This is a genomic window from Sphingobium amiense, assembly GCF_003967075.1.
Classification (GTDB): domain Bacteria; phylum Pseudomonadota; class Alphaproteobacteria; order Sphingomonadales; family Sphingomonadaceae; genus Sphingobium; species Sphingobium amiense.
The window spans coordinates 2,185,447-2,204,647 of the sequence record NZ_AP018664.1 but is presented as its reverse complement, the minus strand read 5'-3'; the positions used below and the strand labels follow the sequence as shown (position 1 = coordinate 2,204,647).

The 19,201-nt window shown below is 63.1% G+C and carries 18 protein-coding genes and 1 pseudogene; 14 read left to right on the top strand and 5 right to left on the bottom strand.

All coding sequences use genetic code 11. From position 1 onward, the window contains the following. Positions 1–12 precede the first annotated feature (12 nt). Entirely contained in the window at positions 13–990 is a 978-nt protein-coding gene (locus SAMIE_RS10595; RefSeq protein ID WP_066701175.1) for an alpha/beta hydrolase, read from the bottom strand. Positions 991–1,210: 220 nt separating this feature from the next. Between SAMIE_RS10595 and SAMIE_RS10590 the strand changes: the two genes are divergently transcribed. The 4 genes from SAMIE_RS10590 to SAMIE_RS10575 all read left to right on the top strand — a co-directional run bounded on the left by SAMIE_RS10590 (position 1,211) and on the right by SAMIE_RS10575 (position 4,362). Next, positions 1,211–2,299 (top strand): LLM class flavin-dependent oxidoreductase, encoded by a 1,089-nt coding sequence (locus SAMIE_RS10590; protein WP_066701174.1) that lies wholly within the window; start codon positions 1,211–1,213, stop codon positions 2,297–2,299. Positions 2,300–2,461: 162 nt separating this feature from the next. Next, positions 2,462–2,809: a hypothetical protein gene (locus tag SAMIE_RS10585; protein WP_126516817.1), complete on the top strand. Its 348-nt coding sequence runs from the start codon at positions 2,462–2,464 to the stop codon at positions 2,807–2,809. 321 nt (positions 2,810–3,130) lie between these two features. Next, complete coding sequence (locus tag SAMIE_RS10580) at positions 3,131–3,892, top strand: hypothetical protein (protein WP_126516816.1); 762 nt, start codon at positions 3,131–3,133, stop codon at positions 3,890–3,892. 107 nt (positions 3,893–3,999) lie between these two features. Then, positions 4,000–4,362: a hypothetical protein gene (locus SAMIE_RS10575; RefSeq protein ID WP_066701171.1), complete on the top strand. Its 363-nt coding sequence runs from the start codon at positions 4,000–4,002 to the stop codon at positions 4,360–4,362. A 116-nt stretch (positions 4,363–4,478) separates the two neighbouring features. On the opposite strand, the gene SAMIE_RS10570 is transcribed toward SAMIE_RS10575, so the two are convergent. Beyond that, on the bottom strand, positions 4,479–4,841 hold the full coding sequence (locus SAMIE_RS10570; protein WP_066701170.1) for a hypothetical protein: 363 nt from the start codon (positions 4,839–4,841) through the stop codon (positions 4,479–4,481). Positions 4,842–4,957: 116 nt separating this feature from the next. Here SAMIE_RS10570 and SAMIE_RS10565 point away from each other — a divergent pair, with 116 nt between their 5' ends. Beyond that, positions 4,958–6,232: a hypothetical protein gene (locus SAMIE_RS10565; protein ID WP_126516815.1), complete on the top strand. Its 1,275-nt coding sequence runs from the start codon at positions 4,958–4,960 to the stop codon at positions 6,230–6,232. 96 nt (positions 6,233–6,328) lie between these two features. Next, positions 6,329–6,823 (top strand): hypothetical protein, encoded by a 495-nt coding sequence (locus SAMIE_RS10560; RefSeq protein ID WP_126516814.1) that lies wholly within the window; start codon positions 6,329–6,331, stop codon positions 6,821–6,823. An 8-nt stretch (positions 6,824–6,831) separates the two neighbouring features. Here the strand turns inward: SAMIE_RS10560 and SAMIE_RS23775 are convergent, their stop codons facing one another. From SAMIE_RS23775 to SAMIE_RS10545, 3 genes are all read right to left on the bottom strand, one after another. After that, positions 6,832–6,999, bottom strand: coding sequence for a hypothetical protein (locus SAMIE_RS23775; protein ID WP_157077769.1), 168 nt, complete (start codon positions 6,997–6,999; stop codon positions 6,832–6,834). A 353-nt stretch (positions 7,000–7,352) separates the two neighbouring features. Then, positions 7,353–8,771, bottom strand: a complete 1,419-nt coding sequence (locus SAMIE_RS10550; RefSeq protein ID WP_066701166.1) for a VIT domain-containing protein — start codon at positions 8,769–8,771, stop codon at positions 7,353–7,355. A 30-nt stretch (positions 8,772–8,801) separates the two neighbouring features. Then, positions 8,802–9,173 carry a helix-turn-helix domain-containing protein gene (locus SAMIE_RS10545; protein WP_066701165.1) on the bottom strand — a complete coding sequence of 124 codons (372 nt, stop codon included), beginning with the start codon at positions 9,171–9,173 and terminating at the stop codon, positions 8,802–8,804. Between the two features lie 314 nt (positions 9,174–9,487). Here SAMIE_RS10545 and SAMIE_RS10540 point away from each other — a divergent pair, with 314 nt between their 5' ends. The 8 genes and pseudogenes from SAMIE_RS10540 to istB all read left to right on the top strand — a co-directional run bounded on the left by SAMIE_RS10540 (position 9,488) and on the right by istB (position 19,103). Next, entirely contained in the window at positions 9,488–10,120 is a 633-nt protein-coding gene (locus tag SAMIE_RS10540; RefSeq protein WP_066701164.1) for a tyrosine-type recombinase/integrase, read from the top strand. Positions 10,121–10,241: 121 nt separating this feature from the next. Continuing rightward, a pseudogene (locus tag SAMIE_RS10535) lies at positions 10,242–10,478 on the top strand (cation transporter); the annotation flags it as partial. Between the two features lie 46 nt (positions 10,479–10,524). Further along, complete coding sequence (locus SAMIE_RS23770; RefSeq protein WP_232037213.1) at positions 10,525–10,821, top strand: hypothetical protein; 297 nt, start codon at positions 10,525–10,527, stop codon at positions 10,819–10,821. Positions 10,822–10,878: 57 nt separating this feature from the next. Then, the gene (locus SAMIE_RS10525) at positions 10,879–12,150 is read left to right on the top strand and encodes a TolC family protein (protein WP_066701163.1); all 1,272 of its coding nucleotides are present in this window, start codon (positions 10,879–10,881) and stop codon (positions 12,148–12,150) included. Then, positions 12,150–13,289, top strand: coding sequence for an efflux RND transporter periplasmic adaptor subunit (locus SAMIE_RS10520; RefSeq protein ID WP_066701162.1), 1,140 nt, complete (start codon positions 12,150–12,152; stop codon positions 13,287–13,289). The genes SAMIE_RS10525 and SAMIE_RS10520 overlap by 1 nt, the downstream gene beginning before the upstream one ends. Positions 13,290–13,292: 3 nt before the next feature. Further along, positions 13,293–16,517 carry an efflux RND transporter permease subunit gene (locus SAMIE_RS10515; protein WP_066701161.1) on the top strand — a complete coding sequence of 1,075 codons (3,225 nt, stop codon included), beginning with the start codon at positions 13,293–13,295 and terminating at the stop codon, positions 16,515–16,517. Between the two features lie 290 nt (positions 16,518–16,807). Next, positions 16,808–18,331: an IS21 family transposase gene (gene istA, locus SAMIE_RS10505; protein ID WP_126516717.1), complete on the top strand. Its 1,524-nt coding sequence runs from the start codon at positions 16,808–16,810 to the stop codon at positions 18,329–18,331. Beyond that, the gene (gene istB / locus SAMIE_RS10500; RefSeq protein ID WP_126516718.1) at positions 18,321–19,103 is read left to right on the top strand and encodes an IS21-like element helper ATPase IstB; all 783 of its coding nucleotides are present in this window, start codon (positions 18,321–18,323) and stop codon (positions 19,101–19,103) included. The genes istA and istB overlap by 11 nt, the downstream gene beginning before the upstream one ends. The last annotated feature ends 98 nt before the right edge of the window (positions 19,104–19,201 follow it).

The window sequence follows — 19,201 nt, the reverse complement described above, 5'->3', positions numbered from 1 at the left end:
TTGCTATCTTGGTCAGGCCGGTATGAACGCGCGCCGCAATGCGTTCAATCTGGCCTGCTGTAGCTGCCGCGCGGGCGGGCTGTCTGGTACCAGCAGATCGAAACCGTGGAAGGCGCCCGGCACGACCAGCAATTCGGTCGGCACGGCGGCGTCGATCAGGCGGCGGGCATAGTCGATATCCTCGTCGACGAACAGATCGACGGCGCCGACGCCGATCCACGCTGGCGGCAGTCCCGCAAGATCGGCCGTGCGCGCCGGTACGCCCGCGCGGAGCACGCTGTCGGTTCCCGGTGGCTCGCCCAGCAGGGCCTCCCAACCCAGCCGATTGCATTGCGGCGTCCATATCAGCGTGCCGACATGGGGTGGCACCGCGCGGCTGCTGCCGGTCCGATCGTCGAGCATCGGATAGACCAAAGATTGGAACAGAATCGGATATTCGCCTCGGCCTCGCGCAGCGATGGCAAGGAGCGCTGCATGGCCGCCGCCAGCGCTTTCCCCGGCGATTGCTATACGCGCCCGGTCTACGCCCAATTCGTCGGTATGGGCGTGCATCCAGGCCAGGCCGCAATAATTGTCCTCGACCGAACCGATATAGCGGACTTCCGGCGCAAGTCGGTAATCGACGGACACGATCACGGCGTCCAGCGATCGCGCCATGTCCTGCAGCATCGCCACGTCGTGATGGGCGGCGCCGGTGACGAAGCCGCCGCCATGCATATGCAGGATGCCGGGACATGAAAGGCCCGGCCTAGCATTGATGATATGGATCGGTATGTCGGGATCGCCCGGCGCACCGGGGATCAGCTTTCGGCTCACGGGAACATCGTCCCGCCACTGGCGATCCGGCACGGACCGCCCGGCACGCAGCATCGATAGGTTGACATCGTCGCGGGTCATCAGCGCCCATATTTCGCGTGCGGCGTTCCGCAGCGCCGGATCGACATGGCCGAGCGCATCGGTGGGAAAAGGCTGGAAATCCTGCATCGTCATCCTGTCATCCGGGCGCGTCGATTGACCGGTTCATGGGGCGTTTTCCGACCGGAATCGAGCAGATAACGCGCAAGGCAGCCTTGCCGTAAACGGCATGGACGCAAAATCACCCCTGATATCAACTGCGCGGGCAGCACGGTCTGGCGGCACGATGCCGCCGATGATCGACGGCCGTGGACACGACATATCGTCGGCGGGCTTATCGGAGAGGATTTGCACCATGGACTTTGGTTATTTCACGATGCCTTCGCATCCGCCCGAGCGCGGCCTGAAGGCCGGATATGACTGGGATTTGCAGACCGCGCGTTGGTGCGACGAACTTGGCTATACGGAGGCCTGGTTCGGTGAGCATCACACCTGCGTCTGGGAGCCCAATCCGGCGCCCGATCTGCTGATCGCGCAGGCATTGCTCCAGACCAAGACGATACGGCTGGGGCCGGGCGGCTTTTGCCTGCCCTACCATCACCCCGCCGAACTGGCGAACCGCATCTCGATGCTCGATCATATCTCGGGCGGGCGGTTGATGGTCGGCATGGCGGCATCGGCGATCCCGACCGACTTCGCGATGTTCAACGTCGACGGCGCATCCGGCGCCAACCGCGACATGACGCGCGAATCGCTGGAAATCATGCTGCGGCTCTGGAGCGAAGAAGGGCCGTTCGAGCATGTCGGCAAATTCTGGACCGTTCGCAAGCCCGAACCGATCCCGGAGCAGCATCTGGGTGCGCACCTCAAGCCCTTCCAGCGGCCGCATCCTCCGATCGGCATCGCTGGCGTGTCGAAGGGCTCAGAAACGCTGAAAATGGCCGGCGAGCGCGGCTTCATGCCGATGAGCGTCAATCTCAATCCGTCCTTCGTCGGATCGCACTGGGAGGCGGTGGAGGAAGGCGCTGCCCGCAGCGGCCGCACGGCGCTCCGGTCGAGCTGGCGCTTGGTGCGGGAAATTCTGATCGCGGATACCGACGCGGAAGCCACGCGGCTCGCCGTGGAGGGGCCGATGGGTCGGATGATGGCGGAATATTATATCCCCTTCCTCAAACGCGCCAAGATCCTCGATTTCGTGAAGCATGATCCGTCCGTCCCGGACTCCGACGTCACGCCGGCCTACTGCGCCAAACATAACTGGGTCGTCGGCACGGCCGACACCGTGGCCGAGCGGCTGGACCAGATCTATCATGACGTAGGTGGCTTTGGTGCGCTGCTCGTCTATGGCTTCGACTACGCCGACACGCCCGAAATCTGGTACAATTCGCTTGCTCGAATAGCCACGGAGGTCGCCCCGAAGCTGGCACATCTGAAGCCGGATTAGATCGAATATATCGGCCGCCGCAGTGCCGGGCGACGTTCAAAGGTCGCCTATGCGAGGCGCCTGACACTCGTCGCCCTCGCGGGACTCAGCGCCGCGGTGACGCCCCCCGACATCGCTTCCGCACAGGTCGTTCGGCGTGCGCCGGCCCATCATGTTCGACGCGTGGTAGTCGACCGCGGGCCGGTGAGAGCACGTACCGTCGTCGTCGCAGGCGGAGCGTTGGTCATCCGCGGGATCGACCGGAAGCTCGACTATACGCTCGACCGCATCGACGGCAGCTTCCTCCAGACCACGACCGTCGACCCGGGCAACAGCTACGGCGGCACGATCGTCGTTCCGTTCAACAAGAAAACGCCATTGGTTGCGGACGTAGCGTGGATGGATGCGAACTCCTGTAGTGGCTTCATTCGCCTCAACCGCAGCATGGCCCGATGGTGGAAGCTGTTTGGCGACGAAGTCTACAGGTTCAACATCCACCGGTCGTTCTGGATCGTGGATTGTCGCTCTTAACCGGATGGCGGCTGCTGTCTGAAACGGACGTACGCTGCTTTCTTAGTGAACGACTTGGTTTGGTCGCGTGCCGCCGGAAGAAGAGCGCCGCGTCGTGGGACATACCCGTCATTCTCGATGGCATCCGCCAACGACGGTTCCCGACGAAACCGGACATTTCTCGCAAATCGCGCCGCCGGTCCAGCACGAGCATGTCTGGGCGGATTCCGTCGGTAATCTACGTAGCGCGCTTTGGAACTCAGTTCCTGCAACTCAGACAAATTGCCACTTTTCTTATGACATAATATCTGTCAAAAGAGCCACCTGGATTGGGAGGCTCGGATGAAGCGAGATGTGATCATGATATGCGCGGTTATGGCTCTGGGAGCTTGCAGCCGAGCGCCCGAGCAAAATCGGCAGGCTGCCGAAAGTGGGAAAGTGGGGTCGCCGAAGCTGATGGGGGATGCCTCGAGCGCCAATTCGCCAGGCTGGCGGGCAGTCATCGCTGAGCTGGATAAGGACAGATCCACGAGCGAGCGCGTCAATGGAGTCGCTCAGGAAGCGTTGCAGTTTATGGGGGGGGCTGCACCCGCCCAAGCGCCCTCCCCCACGCCGGCTCGCCAGCAGGCTGCCAACATGCTCGCCAGCATCCTGCCGCCCATCGGTAGCGGGGCAGGCGCAAGCCGCGTGACACAATATGAAGTGAATATCGATCCGCCAGCCGGCGCTAGCTATGTCGGTCGTGCGACCATATCCTTCTCAGGCGACCCGCCGGTTACCGTCTATTATCTCAAGAAGCCGATCGCGAGGCCGGGCAAGCCCGACGCTGAGGGCGGAAAGAGGATTTTGGACGAAACGATGGATATCGTTGGCCTGCCGACTGGATCATCGGCCAGAACCAGCTTTGGTGGCAAGGACAATCTCTTGGCCTTCTGCATGGCCCGACCGGTGGCTGAAAGCCGCCAGGCGACATGCTCTGCCAGTGTGGCCGACATTCCTTTGCTGTTGGTGACAACCTATCCGCGGCAGAACGATATCGATGAGGTCTTCAAGCAGGATCCGATCGACCGAATAGTCAGGGTGTTTCAACGCTTCCGCACCTAAAGTCGTGGGTTAGAGACCGACATTCCTTGCGATCCTCCGGCGTACCAACGTCTTTCACGAGACGGAAATGGGGGCGCTCCCCTAAGACAAGAAGGAGACAACTCCCGATGCTCATTTGGGTCCTGCTTCTCGCGTGGATCGGATCCGTTGTGATCGTCGTCCGCTCCTTTCCGAGGGCACCCGAGGTACAGCGTCGTCTGCAGGCCCTATCGTTCATGATCATACCGTGGGGTCTTGCGATTCTCTCCGGTCCTTTCGTGATAGACCATCATGCGGTCGGCACGCACATCCGGGAACGGATGGTGATCGCCCAGTATGCGGCGATGGCGCTTCTTTGCTTATTTGCCGCTGTCGGCATCGTTCGGGCTCGTGGCGGGAGACGATGCGCATCGGCGATCGCCGTCGCCAATTTCATCCCCGTCTTCCTGCTGGTCTGCGTCAGCGTCATGATCCTTGACCCCGGCTCCTGAGCGACGCGCAATGGGCGTTCTGAACCGAGCGCCGCCAACCGCGGCAGCCAGCGCCGCTTCGCCCGCGTCACGCCGACCCGAAGGGCATACCACTCGGCGCGAAGCCGGTTGCCATCCTATGTCGCAACATCCTCTCCAAGGCTGAACGTCCGACAGAGCGGCTCGAACGTCAGGGGCAATCCAAACACCCTGCCATCGTCGTCGAAGAGTTGCTGAGCAAGACCGTCCGTCAACGCGCAGCGGTGCTCATAGCCTTCCGCAACGGCCTGCTGGCGAAAATCCGACCCGTCCACGAACAGAATGCCAGCCAGCGGCTCAATCTTCGCCACTTCGCAGCGCCTTTGATCAATGTGGCGCGGGATCAGAATTTGCAACCCCCGCCACCCCGACCAGAACAGGCCCACGGCCGCGCGGGTCTCGATGATCCGCACGAAGTAGAGCTTCGTAAGGTCGATCGGCAGTTCCTCGTCATCCTTCACGGCGCATGTCCTTCCGTCCGGCCAAGGGGTTCGACAAAACTCGATGCTCTTATAACATATACATTGTCAAAAGAAACATGTCCTGATAGATCGTCATCATCTGAAGGGGATCGATCATGGCGCGATTCGGGGTTTCGGTAACGGCGACGCTGCTTCTCGCATTCATGGTCGGCGCCTGCGATGCCGCAAAGAACGGTCATGAAACCGCCAACGCCCGCACGACAGCTGCGGCGCAGCACCTCTCACTATCTGATGAAAAGCTGGAGCAGGCAGGCGATTGCGTTACCCCTCCCGCGACGGGAGGGACGCTCGCCAGCGATGACCCGCGCTGGCGCAGCTTGGATTTCTGGGTCAATCGCATGCGCAGTGGCATGGCGCGCCCGGCGGATGCCGGTGACCGCTCGGGTATCGGCCATTTCTGCGGCACCTGGTCGGTCGCGATCTTCCAGCCCAATATGGACAAGTCGGCCGGCGTGATCGGGTTGCGTGTGGCGGCGGACGGCAGCTATGTCGCGATCGTCCGCGAAGGTGTCGCCGATGATGATTATGCCTTTCATATCGACCGCGGACAGATGTCGGCGAGCGACGCTGGTCTGCGCTTCGTTTCAGGTCAGGGATGGAATGACGAGGGTCAGTGGCTCCCGGTGACGGGCGGCGGCATGGTCGCAATGATGCAGCAGAAGATCCTGTGGTTCCGACCCATCGGACCGAATGCCAGGAAGCAGGTCGATGCGATGACCAATGCGGCGAGCAGTGCGGGCCGGGATGCGGCCTCCAATGTCGCGCTCGCCATGGCGGTGGCCAAAGCCTGGACGCCAGATGCGGAACTGCGCGCACTGGAACTGCGGCCGCATGATGGCGACTTCTCCAGCCCGGTGGTAGTGCCGAGCTTCTACTCGCGCGCCAAGAACATCACTATGGTCATGCTCTTCGACACGGCGGCCGGGCAATTACCGACAGGCAAGACCTATGCGGGCGACGTGACCCGAACGACTAAGGCAATTCCGGCTGACGCCATGGCTCTGCCTTCGCCAGCCGGCGGGAGCCGGGAAGATGGTCCCGCTGTCCTGCGCTGGTGGGGCGATGGCGACGCCGCAGGCCTCTGGTGGGTGTTCACGCGTCCCATGGCAGGCAATCGCCGGGGCGACGTGTGCTACGATGTCGCGCAACGCGGTGTGCGGGATTGTCGTGCCCTGTTCGGTGATGAAGTCGCCGATTATGAGCGGCGCGCGGCGCAGGCGAGAGCCGCCCGACGCCGCGCGCAATCGGCCCCGCCGGCAAATGGCGTCTTTGACTTCAGCCCGCCCTCAAATTCGCTCCCCCGCTGCGATCAGGTGCAGATTGGGCCAGGCGTTAGATGCGAAGGTCAGCAGGGGACGATGTCTTTCTAACCCACAGTATAAACAGCCGGAGCCCTACGCTTATTTTGAAAGGACCATATGGTGGGAAAGTTCTCGAACGTAGCGAACAATCTGCTGGGACTGGCTGTGATCGCCCTGCTCGGCTGCTGGATCTGGGGCGCGCGTGCGCAGGCAATTGATCGCCATTGCTTTGCGCTCAAGGCAAATGAGCAGGAGCCATTCGGCCTTGTGAGCTGGATTACCACAGGATGGGACTGGCCGATCCACTGGCTGAAAGGCACGCCGGCCGATCCCATCCCCTGCAAGCCCGGCGTTCAGGGCGTCACCAGCCGCGGGTTCAGCGGCGTCGATATGCCCAAGGAAGGCACAATGGTCGGCGATGTCCTGCGCGGGAAAGAGGGACAGATCGCTCCGAGCGGTTTGACCGGATCATTGCCTGGCAGCGACCCCTCGGTTCCGACGACCGGTCATCGCAACGTCGATCGCTATCTGGTCGAGCATTCCGGTAGCCCGTCGAGCACACAAGGCACGCCGCCACCAGCCGGCAATGCCGGAGCGGATCAGGGCCTGACGCCGGAAGCACGCGCGTTGCTCGAAAAGCGGTTGAAGGAAGAACAGTAGGTCCGCTGTCATCCCGCAACGCGCATAGGATGACGCGCCGCATAACGCGCCAGCAGCATAGCCGCTTCCATGGCGGTATCGCGGTCCAGCGAAGTCATGACGGTCGCAACGGCTGCGCTGTCGTGCCGACTGGCCATGCAGAGCCGGAGCGGCTTCTCGCCTGTCCCAACGATCACGCACAGACCCCGTGCATCCGAAATGTCAGCAGTCGCCTGAATCGCACGTACCTGCGCCCGCCATGCGTGGGGAAGATAGCCCCCGAGAAACGCCAGGTCATCATCATGCTCAGGCCCGTCACTCAGTCCGCGCGAAAACCTCGCGACCTCTTTCGCGTCTTCCGCCGACCGATAGACAGTGAGCATGACAGCGCCGACGTCGCTCCGTCCCATCCAGCGCCGCGCCCAGGGTCCTCGTGCGGTATCTATCGCGAGTTCCTCGCCACTTCGGGCGCCCCATGGCGCGAGCAAAGAAGGTTGCGCATTGGCATGCGGAGCAGCCAGCGCCAGCGCTCCGGCTAATACCATAGATCTCATGCGCTTACCCCCAATTGCCGGGCCAACCGCTCAAAGGGGAGCGGCAGTCGATCCGGGAACAGCTGAGCCAGCAGATCGGGCGAAGCCACGCCAGCAGATGCAGCGGCTTGTGCCAACAACGCGATGGCGAGATGATCCGCCGCGAGGTTCATCGCCGTGGCGGCCTGACGCACGTCTTCAACCGCGGCGACGTCCCTGACCATTGTCGCAACCTCGCCCGGCAGATGGCCCACATCACCCGACCGCAGCGCCAGCACCCCATCCTGTTTCCACAGCACCTGCGAAGCTGCAGAGCGAAGTTGCGTGCCCAGATGCGACATATCGGTAGAGACCTCCCGGCGGGGACTCCTGTTGCGCCACCAGTTGCCAAGCCGGACGTGCCAAGGCGGCCGCGCTCCGACGGTCGGCCATCGCACGGCAAACCTACGGGCCCGGCCGGGGGCGGGAAAGTCGCCATCTGGCGCGAGCGGAGACGCAGCAGGCTCGACTGCCGGTGCCTGAGACGGAACCGCCTGCACGTCGGAGGATACCGCATCGACCAGTGCGAGCTTGCGCATGGCCGGCAGCACCCCGGTCGCTTCGCCTTCGGCGCCTACGAAGACCAGGCTGGTTTCGCTGGTCAGCAAATTGCCCTTCAGCGCAAGATCGCGAACCCGCTGGCGATCGACTGGCCTGTCACCGTCAAGCAGGGCTGCGATCTGCTCCGCCATGCGCAAGCCCATTTCCGCACGCACATCGTCGGCGGACCAGTCCGTCACCTTGCCCTCGAAGTCTGCAGGGATGACGATTTCCAGCATCATTGGGGCATTGCCGATCTGCTGCCTGGGCGGAAGATCAGTTCCCCCCGACCGCACAATGAGCTCATTCGCGCCCTCGATCTGCAGCGTAATCGGATGAGGCTCGCTGGTCTGGCGAGGAGTCAGGTGCTCAGGCACGGCAGGAGCAGCCAGGTCAGGATCGACCCCGGGGCAGAGCCGTACGGTTTCTCCGGTCGGACCAAGCGCGATCGCGCTTTCGCACACCAGCGAGACCACCTCGCCCGGCATCACACCCGCCACCGACAAGGTCCGCCATCCGCGCTTGAGGTCTTCGAGCAGGATCGCGCGGCTGCCGTCAACCGCCGCGCCGTCATAGGCGGCTTCGGCCCGACGCCTCGGCCATGCCTGCGCAGTCCATCGTTGCTCGCCGATCCGGACTTCCACGCCGTGAACCACTTCGCCGGTAAGCGCGGGCGGCATCGTCAGCACCGCCTCGATCGGCACCGTTTCGCGATTGGTGAATGTTCGGGCGACGATCAGACGGGCAATCGGTGGAACCAGGCGAAGGCGGATCTCGGTTTTATCGAGCAGCAGGGGTGGTCTCGGGGCGAGCGACGGCCGGAACAAGGGCACAAGCGGATCGATCAGCTTATCCATCGTCGTGCTTCCCTCGGATCCCGCGCATGATCAGCCAGCCGCCCGCTTGCGCGCCTTCGTTACACCGCCTGAAAATGCCTCGCGCAGTCTAGTTTCGGTCTGCGCGATCATCCGATCCAGGTCAGCATCCCTGCCGATCAGATCGGGTGCGATCACCAGTGTCAGGCCGTCCATCACCGGCACGGGCACGCCCTCGCGCGCATCAAGAAGAAGCCGGATTGCTGCATTGGGAAAGCCAAGGCCCTTCAAGCGCTGAAAGCGACGGATCGCCTGGACGTGCGCCTCACCATAAGTAGCATAAGTGCGCCCGCCTGCGGGCGAGGGGACGAACCCCTCGGAAATCAGGAAGCGGATCTGCCGGATTGTCGCTCCGGTAGTCGCCGAAAGCTCTTCGAGTTTCATGCGTTTCTTTTAACATATAAATTGTCAAAAACAAGGGTCCGCCAGCTGAGAGCTGGAAACCGCACCATTTGTTTGATCTGGATGAACTTTTTTCTGCTTCTGACGAGGAGACCGTTCGAGGTGAACGGCGTTTCGTGTAGGCGTTAACCCGAGGCTCTTCGAGACATGTTTATGGCAGGTCTCGGTTTTAGCCGACGCTCAGGCGGCCGGTGTAGAATGTCGTGAGTTGGTCGGCGCGAGCCGCATTGCCACTCCGGCGGATCTTCATCGGCAAGCGTTCTTCAGATGGCCAATGTGGCCAAAGGAGAACGATCATGGAGATGCCTGAAACAGAACTCACCGCCGCCAAGCGCCCGGTTTGGAATGCCGGAAGGACAGTGGGTGTAAAGCGGGCCTTGAAACCGAAGCAGATTTGGGAAATCCGTTTCTACCTCAATCAGCGCCGCCGCCTGCGAGACCGGGCGCTGTTCGATCTGGCGATCGACAGCAAGCTTCGGGGCTGCGATTTGGTGCAGATGAAAATTGGCGACCTTGTCAGCGGCGGGCAGATCCGAACGCGGGCGATCGTCATGCAGCAGAAAACAGGCCGGCCCGTTCAATTCGAACTGCTGCCAGACGCTCGCGCAAGCCTGCTAGCTTGGCTCGAACGCCGGGGCGGCACGGTCGATGATTATGTGTTCCCGAGCCGAGTTGATCATAATGGGCATCTCAGCACTCGCCAGTATGCTCGGCTTGTCGATGAATGGGTGACAGGGGTCGGTTTGATGCGAAGCGAGTATGGAACCCACTCGCTTCGGCGAACGAAGGCATCGATCATCTACAGGGCCACCGGCAATCTTCGAGCCGTCCAAATCCTTCTCGGGCATAGCAAGATCGAGAATACGGTGCGCTATCTCGGGATTGACGTGGAAGATGCGCTTGCCCTCGCCGAGAATACCGAGATTTGACCAATCGGCTCCTCGCCTTCGGCGAGGGGCCAACTTCGCGGCGTTTGGGACGAAGCTGCCGTTCGCGGCTTGCCACCTGAAAGACTGTTTTTGGCAAAAGCAGACGTTGCGATACAGCAACCGCAGCGGCGACGCGAACATGCGATCGGTCTGGATATGCTCGCGCAATGACGCGATCGGCAACATCGCGGTCGTCCTCGCCGCAGCTGGTGTGTTCGGCACCGACACCGCATGGCCCGACCTGATCGTCGCCGGCATCATGGCGGCACTCGGCATTTCCGGGGGTACGCAAATTATCATGCAGGCGCGCAAAGAGTTGGCCCGGGAAAACGTCAGTTACACAGTGGCGGCGGAGTGATAGGGGGTAGATGATGCGTAAGCTCCGCCCTTTTCTTGCCTGTCTAATGCTGGTGCTGACCGCCTTCGCAGGCATGGCGCATGCCGCTGAAGCGGCGGGCGGGAGCGTGCTCGGCATCGAGTTGACTATCCACGCGCCGGGTGATGGTGACGAAGTTCCTGCGGACAGCGACAATGGCCTGCCGCACCATCACAACGCCTGCCATGGGCATGATGTCGGAACGCCAGCCATTGCCTGCGGCCCCGAGACTGCTGTGCTCATGGTCATGCCAGGTATCGGTCAGTTGAGCGCCCCTGTGCCGAACGCGAATGGCAATGTCCTGCAGAGGCCTCCCCAAGCCTGACGATTTCGCCGGTCGGCACATGCCGGCCTGACGCTCATCAGTCAGGAATGGATACTCATGAACAAATTGCTCGCGGCGATGCTTGCCGCGGCGTCCTGTGCCTCTGTGGCGGAGGCGCAACAGGAGCGTATATCGGCCGATACGTCGGCACCGATTTTGACGCTAGAAGAGGCCGTTGCCGTCGCTGGCGGCGCGGCACCGTCGGCGGACGCGGCCAATGCCGGCATCGAGGCGGCACAGGAGAACCGGACGGTCGCCGGCCTGCGTCCTAACCCGGTGGCCCAGGCCCAGGTCGAAAACGTCGCCGGCACTGGTCCCTATAGTGGCCTCAGAAGCGCCGAAACGACGATGGGTGTCGCCTTGCCCATCGAACTTGGTGGCAAACGCAGCGCTCGTGTCGCTGTCGCCAACGCCCAGCTTTCGCGGGCGGAACTGGAGGCGGCGATCGCTGCGGCCGATGTCCGGCTTCAGGTTACCTCGCTCTATGTCGAGGCGATCTCTGCCGAACGGCGGCTCGCGACGGCGCGTGACCAGCTCCGCATCGCGGATGATGCTCTGCGAGCCGCAAGGGTGCGGGTACAGGCTGGCCGAGCATCGCCGCTCGAAGAGCAAAGGGCCGACGTCGCCAGGATCAACGCGGCGGCCAGCGTTGAGCGTGCGGCGCGACTTGCCGAAGTTGCCCGTCTCAGCCTAGCGCGGCGCGTGGGACGTCCCATCGATGGCGGGCTCGACGTTGCGCTGCTCGATCGCCTTCCGGCCGCGACCTATGGCCCAACCGTCCTGCCCTCAGCATCCGGCACGCTGACGCTGGCGGCAGCGGATGCCGATCTGGCGATCGCCGATGCCGGCATCCGCCTAGCGCGCGCCAATCGCGTTCCCGACCTCAACATCGGTCCGGCGCTGCGGCGTCTGGAGGCGACCAACGACACCGCTGCAGTGTTCACCGTGTCGATCCCGATCCCGCTGTTCAACAATGGCAAGGCGGCGGTCGCCCAGGCGAGCGCCGAGCGGTCACGGGTGGAGGCACGTCGGCGAATGACTGCGCTCGATGTCGAGCAGGCCATTGCCGAAGCACAAGCCGAGGCTGCCAACGCCGAAACGTCCGCACGCGCCGCCGCCGGACCGGCGCTCGCTGCGGCGCAGGAGGCCGCCCGCATCGCCCGTATCGGCTATCGCGAAGGGAAGTTCGGCCAACTCGACCTGCTCGATGCCGAACGCACCCTCGCCGACACCCGTGTCGCCGCGATCGATGCGCTCGCAAACTACCAGAATGCCCGCGCGCGGCTCGAGCGACTGACCGCCCCCGCGCCTCATGGGGGGAACCAGTGATGAAGAATATTCAGTTGGCGGGCGCAATGTCGCTCGCGCTTATGCTTGCTGCCTGTGGCGGGGGCACTCCGACGAATGAAGCCACATCTCAGCAGCCCAAGGAAGCCGGCCACGCGGATGAAGGCGTGATCACGCTGACGGCCGAACAGATAGCGACCGCTGGCGTACAGGTCGCGGCGCCATTGGTTGGGGGCGCCGGAACGATCGAACTGCCGGCGACGATCGACGGCGATCCGCAGGCTACGCAGGTCGTCTCAGCGGCGATTGCCGGGCGTGTAGTCGCGCTCAACCGCAATCTCGGCGAAGGCGTTTCGCGGGGCCAGACCCTTGCGGTCATTGAGAGCCGCGAGGCTGCGCAGCTCAAGGGTGAGGTTGAGGCGTCGCGTGCTCGGCTTGCTCTGGCCAATTCCAACCTGGCGCGCGAGCAGCGGCTGTTCGCCCAGCGCGTCTCGCCTGAGCAGGATCTGATCGCCGCGCGAACCGCGGCAACCGAAGCACGGATCGCACTTACCCAGGCGCAGAGCCAGGTGTCGGCGGCCGGCGGGGGCGGCGGCGGTCTCAACCGCCTCGGTATCGTCGCGCCGATTTCCGGTCAGGTGATCGCGCGACCGGTAGTGCTCGGCCAGACTGTCGCGGCTGATGCCGAGCTGTTCAGGGTCGCCAATCTCTCGAAGGTGTCGCTGTCGCTCAGCCTCAAGCCCGAGGATGCGGGGCGTATCGGGCCGGGAGCAGAAGTCACGGTCAGCGCATCCGGTCGCTCGGCGACCGCGAAGATCAGCTTCGTCTCTCCTGCGCTCGATCCGCAGACCAGGCTGGTGCCGGCGATCGCGTCACTCGACAATGGCGGCAACCTCTGGCGTGTCGGCGAAGCCGTGACCGCCTCGGTGCAGCTTGCCGGCGACGGCGGCCCCTCCGCGGTTCGCGTGCCGTCGACAGCCGTGCAGACGGTCGAAGGGCGAACGGTCGTGTTCGTGCGCACGGCGACGGGCTTCAAGGCAACACCGGTCCAACTCGGCGACACCGCCGGCGACACGGTGCTCATCCGCTCGGGGCTTTCGGGCCGTGAGCGGATTGCCACCATCGGAAGTTTCACGCTCAAGGCCGAACTCGGCAAGAGCGAAGCAGCGCACGAGGACTAAGCCATGATTGCTCGCATCGTCACATGGGCGGTCGAGAAGCGCTGGCTCGTCCTCGCTCTCACCGCTGTCGCCGCCGTGATTGGCGCATACTCCCTGTTCCGCCTGCCGATCGATGCCGTGCCGGACATCACGAACAACCAGGTTCAGATCAACGTGCGTGCGCCCGCGCTCTCGCCCGAACTGGTCGAGAAGCAGGTGTCGTTCCCGATCGAAACCGCGCTCGCCGGAATTCCCGGCCTAGAATATACCCGCTCGCTGAGCCGAAACGGCTTCGCGCAGGTGACGGCCGTCTTCACCGACGCGACCGACATTTACTTCGCCCGCCAGCAGGTTGGCGAACGCCTTGAGGAGGTGAAGGAAAATTTGCCCAGCGGCGCCAGCCCCGAAATGGGGCCGATTTCGACCGGGCTTGGCGAGGTCTATATGTGGACCGTTCGCCTGGAGCACCGCGCCGACGACAAGCACCGGCCCGGCGAACCTGGCCAACAGCCCGATGGAAGCTACATCACGCCAGAAGGTCAGCGGCTGACGAGCGAGGCCGACAAGGCGACCTATCTTCGCACCGCGCAGGACTGGATCGTCACGCCGCTCCTCAAGAACGTGTCCGGCGTCGCCGGCATTGATTCCATCGGCGGTTACGCAAAGCAGTATCTGGTCATCCCCAATGTCCAGAAGCTGGCATCTGTCGGCCTCACGCTGACCGATCTCGGCACTGCGCTCGAACGCAACAATACGAGCGTCGGCGGCGGCTTCGTCAACCGTGGCGGTGAGGGGCTCGCGGTCCGATCCGATGCCCTGATCCGCAACGACGCAGAACTGGCGCGGACGGTCATCGCGACCCGGGAAGGTGTGCCGATCACGCTCGATCAGGTCGCGACGGTTCAGACAGGTCAGGCGATCCGAATGGGCTCTGCATCGGAGAACGGGACCGAAGTGGTCGTCGGCACAGCGGTCATGCGTATCGGAGAGAACAGCCGAACGGTGGCGACGGCCGTTGCCGACCGCCTTCAGGAGATCAACGCCTCATTGCCGCCTGACGTCGTCATCCAACCGGTACTTGACCGAACGGCGCTGGTGAACTCGACGATCAAGACCGTCGCCAAGAACCTGAGCGAGGGCGCGCTGCTCGTCATCGTCGTACTATTCCTGCTGCTCGGCAATTTCCGGGCCGCGCTGATCGCCGCCCTGGTCATTCCCATCACGATGGTCCTGACCGGGTTCGGGATGCTGCGCGCGGGCGTGTCGGCAAACCTCATGAGCCTTGGCGCACTGGATTTCGGGCTGATCGTCGATGGTGCAGTTATCATCGTCGAGAATGCCCTGCGGCGGATCGCCGAACAGCAGCATCATGAAGGCCGTTTGCTCAGTCTCCAGGAGCGGCTCTCGAATGTCGCGAGCGCGGCGCGCGAGATGATCCGCCCCTCGGTCTATGGGCAGGCGATCATCATTCTCGTCTATGTGCCACTGCTCACCTTGACGGGCGTGGAGGGCAAGACCTTCGTGCCGATGGCGCTGACGGTCATCATCGCGCTGGCCTTCGCCTTCATCCTGTCGCTGACATTCGTGCCGGCCATGATTGCGATCTGGCTGTCGAAGAAAGTGGAGGAGAAAGACGGCCGGATCATCTCGTGGCTGAAGCAGCGCTACGAGCCCGGTCTCGACCGGGCGATGAAAAAGCCGTCGATCACCATCGGTGCGGCGATCGGCAGCCTTGCCATTGCCGCAGTGGCGTTCGTTTCGCTGGGTCAGGTCTTCCTGCCACAGCTCGACGAAGGTGATGTCCTGATCCAGGCGCTGCGCATCCCGGCGACCTCGGTCCAGCAAAGCCAGGCGATGCAGGTGCCGCTGGAGCGGATATTGTCGCGGCAGAAGGAGGTGAAGTTCGTCTTCTCCAAGACCGGCACGGCGGAACTCGCGTCCGATCCGATGCCGCCCAACGCCACCGACATGTTCGTGATCCTCAAGCCGCGCAACGAATGGCCAGACCCAAGCCTCAGCAAGGCCGAGTTGGTCGAACGACTGGAAGCGGAGCTGGGCAAGGTTCCGGGCAATGCCTATGAGATCACCCAGCCGATCCAGATGCGGTTCAACGAACTGATCGCTGGCGTTCGCGGAGATGTCGCGGTCAAGGTTTTCGGTGACGACTTCGCAGCGATGAACCGCACAGCCGAGCAAATCGCTTCGGTGTTGCGGAAGACCGACGGCGCGACCGATGTGAAGGTCGAGCAGACAAGTGGACTTCCGATGCTCGATATTCGCGTCAATCGTGACGCGATGGCGCGGCTTGGGGTCACGGCGCAGGACGTGCAGGATACCATTACCGCCACGATCGGCGGCCGAACGTCCGGCATGATCTTCGAGGGTGACCGGCGTTTCCCGGTGGTCATCCGCCTGTCCGAAGCCGAACGGGCCGATCTCGGAGCACTTGCCCAAGTGCAGGTGCCAGTAGCGGGTGGTTCCTATGTGCCGCTGTCGAGTGTCACGACCATCGCGGTGGTCGACGGCCCCAATCAGATCAGTCGTGACAACGGAAAACGTCGTGTTGTCGTTCAGGCCAATGTGCGTGGACGCGACGTTGGTAGCGTCGTTGCCGACGCGCAGGCGGCGATCGCAAGCGAGGTGCGCTTGCCCGCGGGCAGCTATCTCGAATGGGGCGGACAGTTCGAGAATCTGGCGTCAGCAAGCGAACGGCTGAAGCTGGTCGTCCCGGCCTGCTTCGTGCTCATCTTGCTGCTCCTCTACGGAGCTCTCGGCAACGTGCGCGACGCGGCGATTGTGTTCACGGGCGTTCCGTTCGCGCTGGTTGGCGGTGTCCTGCTGCTGTTCGTGCGGGGGATGGACTTCTCGATCTCGGCAGCCGTCGGGTTCATTGCGCTGTCGGGCATCGCAGTCCTCAACGGTCTCGTCATGGTCAGTTCGATCCAGGATTTGATCCGGTCTGGCATGAGCCGGGCCGAGGCGGCAAGGACCGGAGCCATCCAGCGCCTGCGGCCTGTTGCCATGACCGCGCTGGTCGCAAGCCTGGGTTTCGTGCCCATGGCTTTTGCCAGCGGAGCCGGCGCCGAGGTTCAGAAGCCTCTGGCAACGGTGGTCATCGGCGGGCTGATCTCGGCAACGCTGCTGACCCTGTTCGTTCTTCCCACACTCTATGCCCGGTTTGGGCAGCGCGCTGCCGATCGCGACGAACGTCCGACAGGCCAATTTGAGGAGATGTCCCATGGCGCGTGACCACGAAGGAGCTGGCCACAGCCACGATCATACGGCCGGCGCGAACGCGAATATGTTGGGATGGGCGCTTGCGCTCACCTCGACCTACCTCATCGCCGAGGTATCGGCGGGTTCGTCTTCAATAGCCTGGCGCTGTTGTCCGACGCCGCTCATATGCTGACCGACGTCGCCGCGCTTGTGTGTTGATTGCCGCTGAGAAGTGACCCGGGGAAGCCAGTAATTTTCACTGAGAAGTGACCCATGTTTGAACACGTCCCTGGCTTTGAGCGGGGGACCATGGAGTGTTGGACATGGCATTATTGAGCGTCATCCGGCGCTGGCATTACCGCGATCATCTGTCGATCCGGGAGATAGCCAAGCGTACCGGTCTATCCCGCAACACGGTCCGTAAATATCTGCGGTCAGACACAGTCGAGCCGCAGTTCAAAGTGCCCGAGCGGCCGAGCAAGCTGGATCCGTTCGTCGATCGGCTGACGGTCTGGCTCAGGCGAGAGATGGGCCGATCGCGCAAGCAGAAGCGCACGATCAAGCAGTTGCATGCCGATCTGGTGAGCCTGGGCTTTGACGGGTCCTATGGCCGTGTCGCGGCCTTTGCTCGTGCCTGGCGCGATGATTATCGCCGCCAGCAGCAGATGAGCGGCAAGGGCACCTTCGTGCCGTTGTCGTTCGCACCGGGTGAAGCATTCCAGTTTGACTGGAGCGAGGACTGGGCGATCATCGATGGTGTCCGCACCAAGCTGCAGGTTGCACACTTCAAGCTCAGCTACAGCCGGGCCTTCTTCGTTCGAGCCTATCTGCTCCAGACCCACGAGATGCTGTTCGACGCCCATAATCACGCGTTCCGCGTGCTGGGCGGGGTGCCGCGCCGCGGCATCTATGACAACATGCGCACTGCCGTCGACAAGGTCGGGCGCGGCAAGGATCGGACCGTCAACGCCCGCTTCCTCACGATGGTGAGCCATTATCTGTTCGAGGCAGAGTTCTGTAATCCGGCAGCGGGTTGGGAGAAGGGGCAGGTCGAGAAGAACGTCCAGGATGCGCGGCATCGCCTGTGGCAGCCCGTTCCCCAGACCGAGACGCTCGACGCCCTGAACAGCTGGCTGGAGGATCGCTGCAAGGCGCTGTGGCAGGATATCCCGCACGGGATCGAACCGGGCTCTGTCGCTGATGCCTGGGCCGAGGAGGTGGCAAGCCTGATGCCGATGGGCAGGCCGTTCGACGGCTTTGTCGAATATGGCAAGCGGGTCTCACCGACCTGCCTCGTCCATCTGGAGCGCAACCGCTACAGCGTGCCGGCATCCTTTGCCAACCGCCCTGTCAGCGTGCGGCTCTATCCCGACCGCTTCCTCGTGGTGGCCGAGGGGCAGTTGCTGTGCGAACACCAGCGCATCATCGAACGATCCCATGATGGGCCAGGACGCACTGTTTATGACTGGCGCCATTATCTGGCAGTGGTCCAGCGCAAGCCTGGCGCCCTGCGCAATGGCGCGCCGTTCCTAGAGATGCCCGATGCCTTCCAGCGGTTACAGCGCCATCTGTTGCGCGCTCCCGGCGGCGACAGAGAGATGGTCGAGATCCTTGCCCTGGTGCTGCATCATGACGAGCAGGTCGTACTGCGCGCGGTTACCATGGCGCTGGAGTCCGGTGTTCCGACCAAAACCCATATCCTCAACTTGCTGCACCGGCTGATCGACGGCAAGCCGCTGACGACACCGCCGATCACGGCGCCCCAGGCGCTGAGGCTGGTCAGCGAGCCCCTTGCCAATGTGGAACGCTATGATGCGCTGCGCGGGGAGAACCGCCATGCGTCATGATCCCGCCAGCGGCGCCATCATCGTCATGCTGCGCAGCCTCAAGATGCATGGCATGGCGCAGGCCGTCACCGATCTCATGGAGCAAGGCGCGCCCGCGTTCGACGCGGCCGTCCCGATCCTGTCCCAGCTTTTGAAGGCGGAGACTGCCGAACGGGAAGTGCGGTCGGTATCCTATCAGCTCAAGATCGCACGGTTCCCGGCCTATCGCGATCTGGCGAGCTTCGACTTTGCCAGCAGCGAGGTCAACGAGGCGCTGGTCCGCCAGCTTCACCGCTGCGAGTTTATGGACGTGGCCGACAATATCGTGCTGGTCGGCGGACCCGGAACCGGCAAGACCCACATCGCCACCGCCCTAGGCGTCCAGGCCATCGAGCATCATCGCAAGCGCGTGCGGTTCTTCTCCACGGTCGAGCTGGTCAACGCGCTGGAACAGGAGAAGGCGCAGGGCAAGGCAGGGCAGATCGCCGGAAGGCTTGCCCACTCCGATCTCGTGATCCTCGACGAGCTTGGTTATCTGCCGTTCAGCGCCTCAGGCGGCGCCCTGCTGTTCCATCTGCTGAGCAAGCTTTACGAGCGCACCAGCGTCATCATCACCACCAACCTCAGCTTCAGCGAATGGGCCACCGTGTTCGGAGATGCCAAGATGACCACCGCGCTCCTCGATCGGCTCACCCATCACTGCCACATCCTCGAGACCGGCAACGACAGCTTCAGGTTCAAGAACAGCTCCGCTCAGCAGCCCAAAACCCGGAAGGAGAAAACCCCATCTTGACCCACCCCTGACATCCGAAACATAATCGCAAGGTGGGTCACTTCTCGATGAAAACCCCGGGTCACTTCTCAGCAGCAATCAACAGGCTGCCAGCCAGA

Coding starts and splice junctions, on each gene's coding strand:
- SAMIE_RS10595 (WP_066701175.1), bottom strand. CDS start 990: ATGACGATGCAGGATTTCCAGCCTTTTCCCACCGATGCGCTCGGCCAT.
- SAMIE_RS10590 (WP_066701174.1), top strand. CDS start 1,211: ATGGACTTTGGTTATTTCACGATGCCTTCGCATCCGCCCGAGCGCGGC.
- SAMIE_RS10580 (WP_126516816.1), top strand. CDS start 3,131: ATGAAGCGAGATGTGATCATGATATGCGCGGTTATGGCTCTGGGAGCT.
- SAMIE_RS10575 (WP_066701171.1), top strand. CDS start 4,000: ATGCTCATTTGGGTCCTGCTTCTCGCGTGGATCGGATCCGTTGTGATC.
- SAMIE_RS10565 (WP_126516815.1), top strand. CDS start 4,958: ATGGCGCGATTCGGGGTTTCGGTAACGGCGACGCTGCTTCTCGCATTC.
- SAMIE_RS10550 (WP_066701166.1), bottom strand. CDS start 8,771: ATGGATAAGCTGATCGATCCGCTTGTGCCCTTGTTCCGGCCGTCGCTC.
- SAMIE_RS10545 (WP_066701165.1), bottom strand. CDS start 9,173: ATGAAACTCGAAGAGCTTTCGGCGACTACCGGAGCGACAATCCGGCAG.
- SAMIE_RS10540 (WP_066701164.1), top strand. CDS start 9,488: ATGGAGATGCCTGAAACAGAACTCACCGCCGCCAAGCGCCCGGTTTGG.
- SAMIE_RS23770 (WP_232037213.1), top strand. CDS start 10,525: ATGCTGGTGCTGACCGCCTTCGCAGGCATGGCGCATGCCGCTGAAGCG.
- SAMIE_RS10525 (WP_066701163.1), top strand. CDS start 10,879: ATGAACAAATTGCTCGCGGCGATGCTTGCCGCGGCGTCCTGTGCCTCT.
- SAMIE_RS10520 (WP_066701162.1), top strand. CDS start 12,150: ATGAAGAATATTCAGTTGGCGGGCGCAATGTCGCTCGCGCTTATGCTT.
- SAMIE_RS10515 (WP_066701161.1), top strand. CDS start 13,293: ATGATTGCTCGCATCGTCACATGGGCGGTCGAGAAGCGCTGGCTCGTC.
- istA (WP_126516717.1), top strand. CDS start 16,808: ATGGCATTATTGAGCGTCATCCGGCGCTGGCATTACCGCGATCATCTG.
- istB (WP_126516718.1), top strand. CDS start 18,321: ATGCGTCATGATCCCGCCAGCGGCGCCATCATCGTCATGCTGCGCAGC.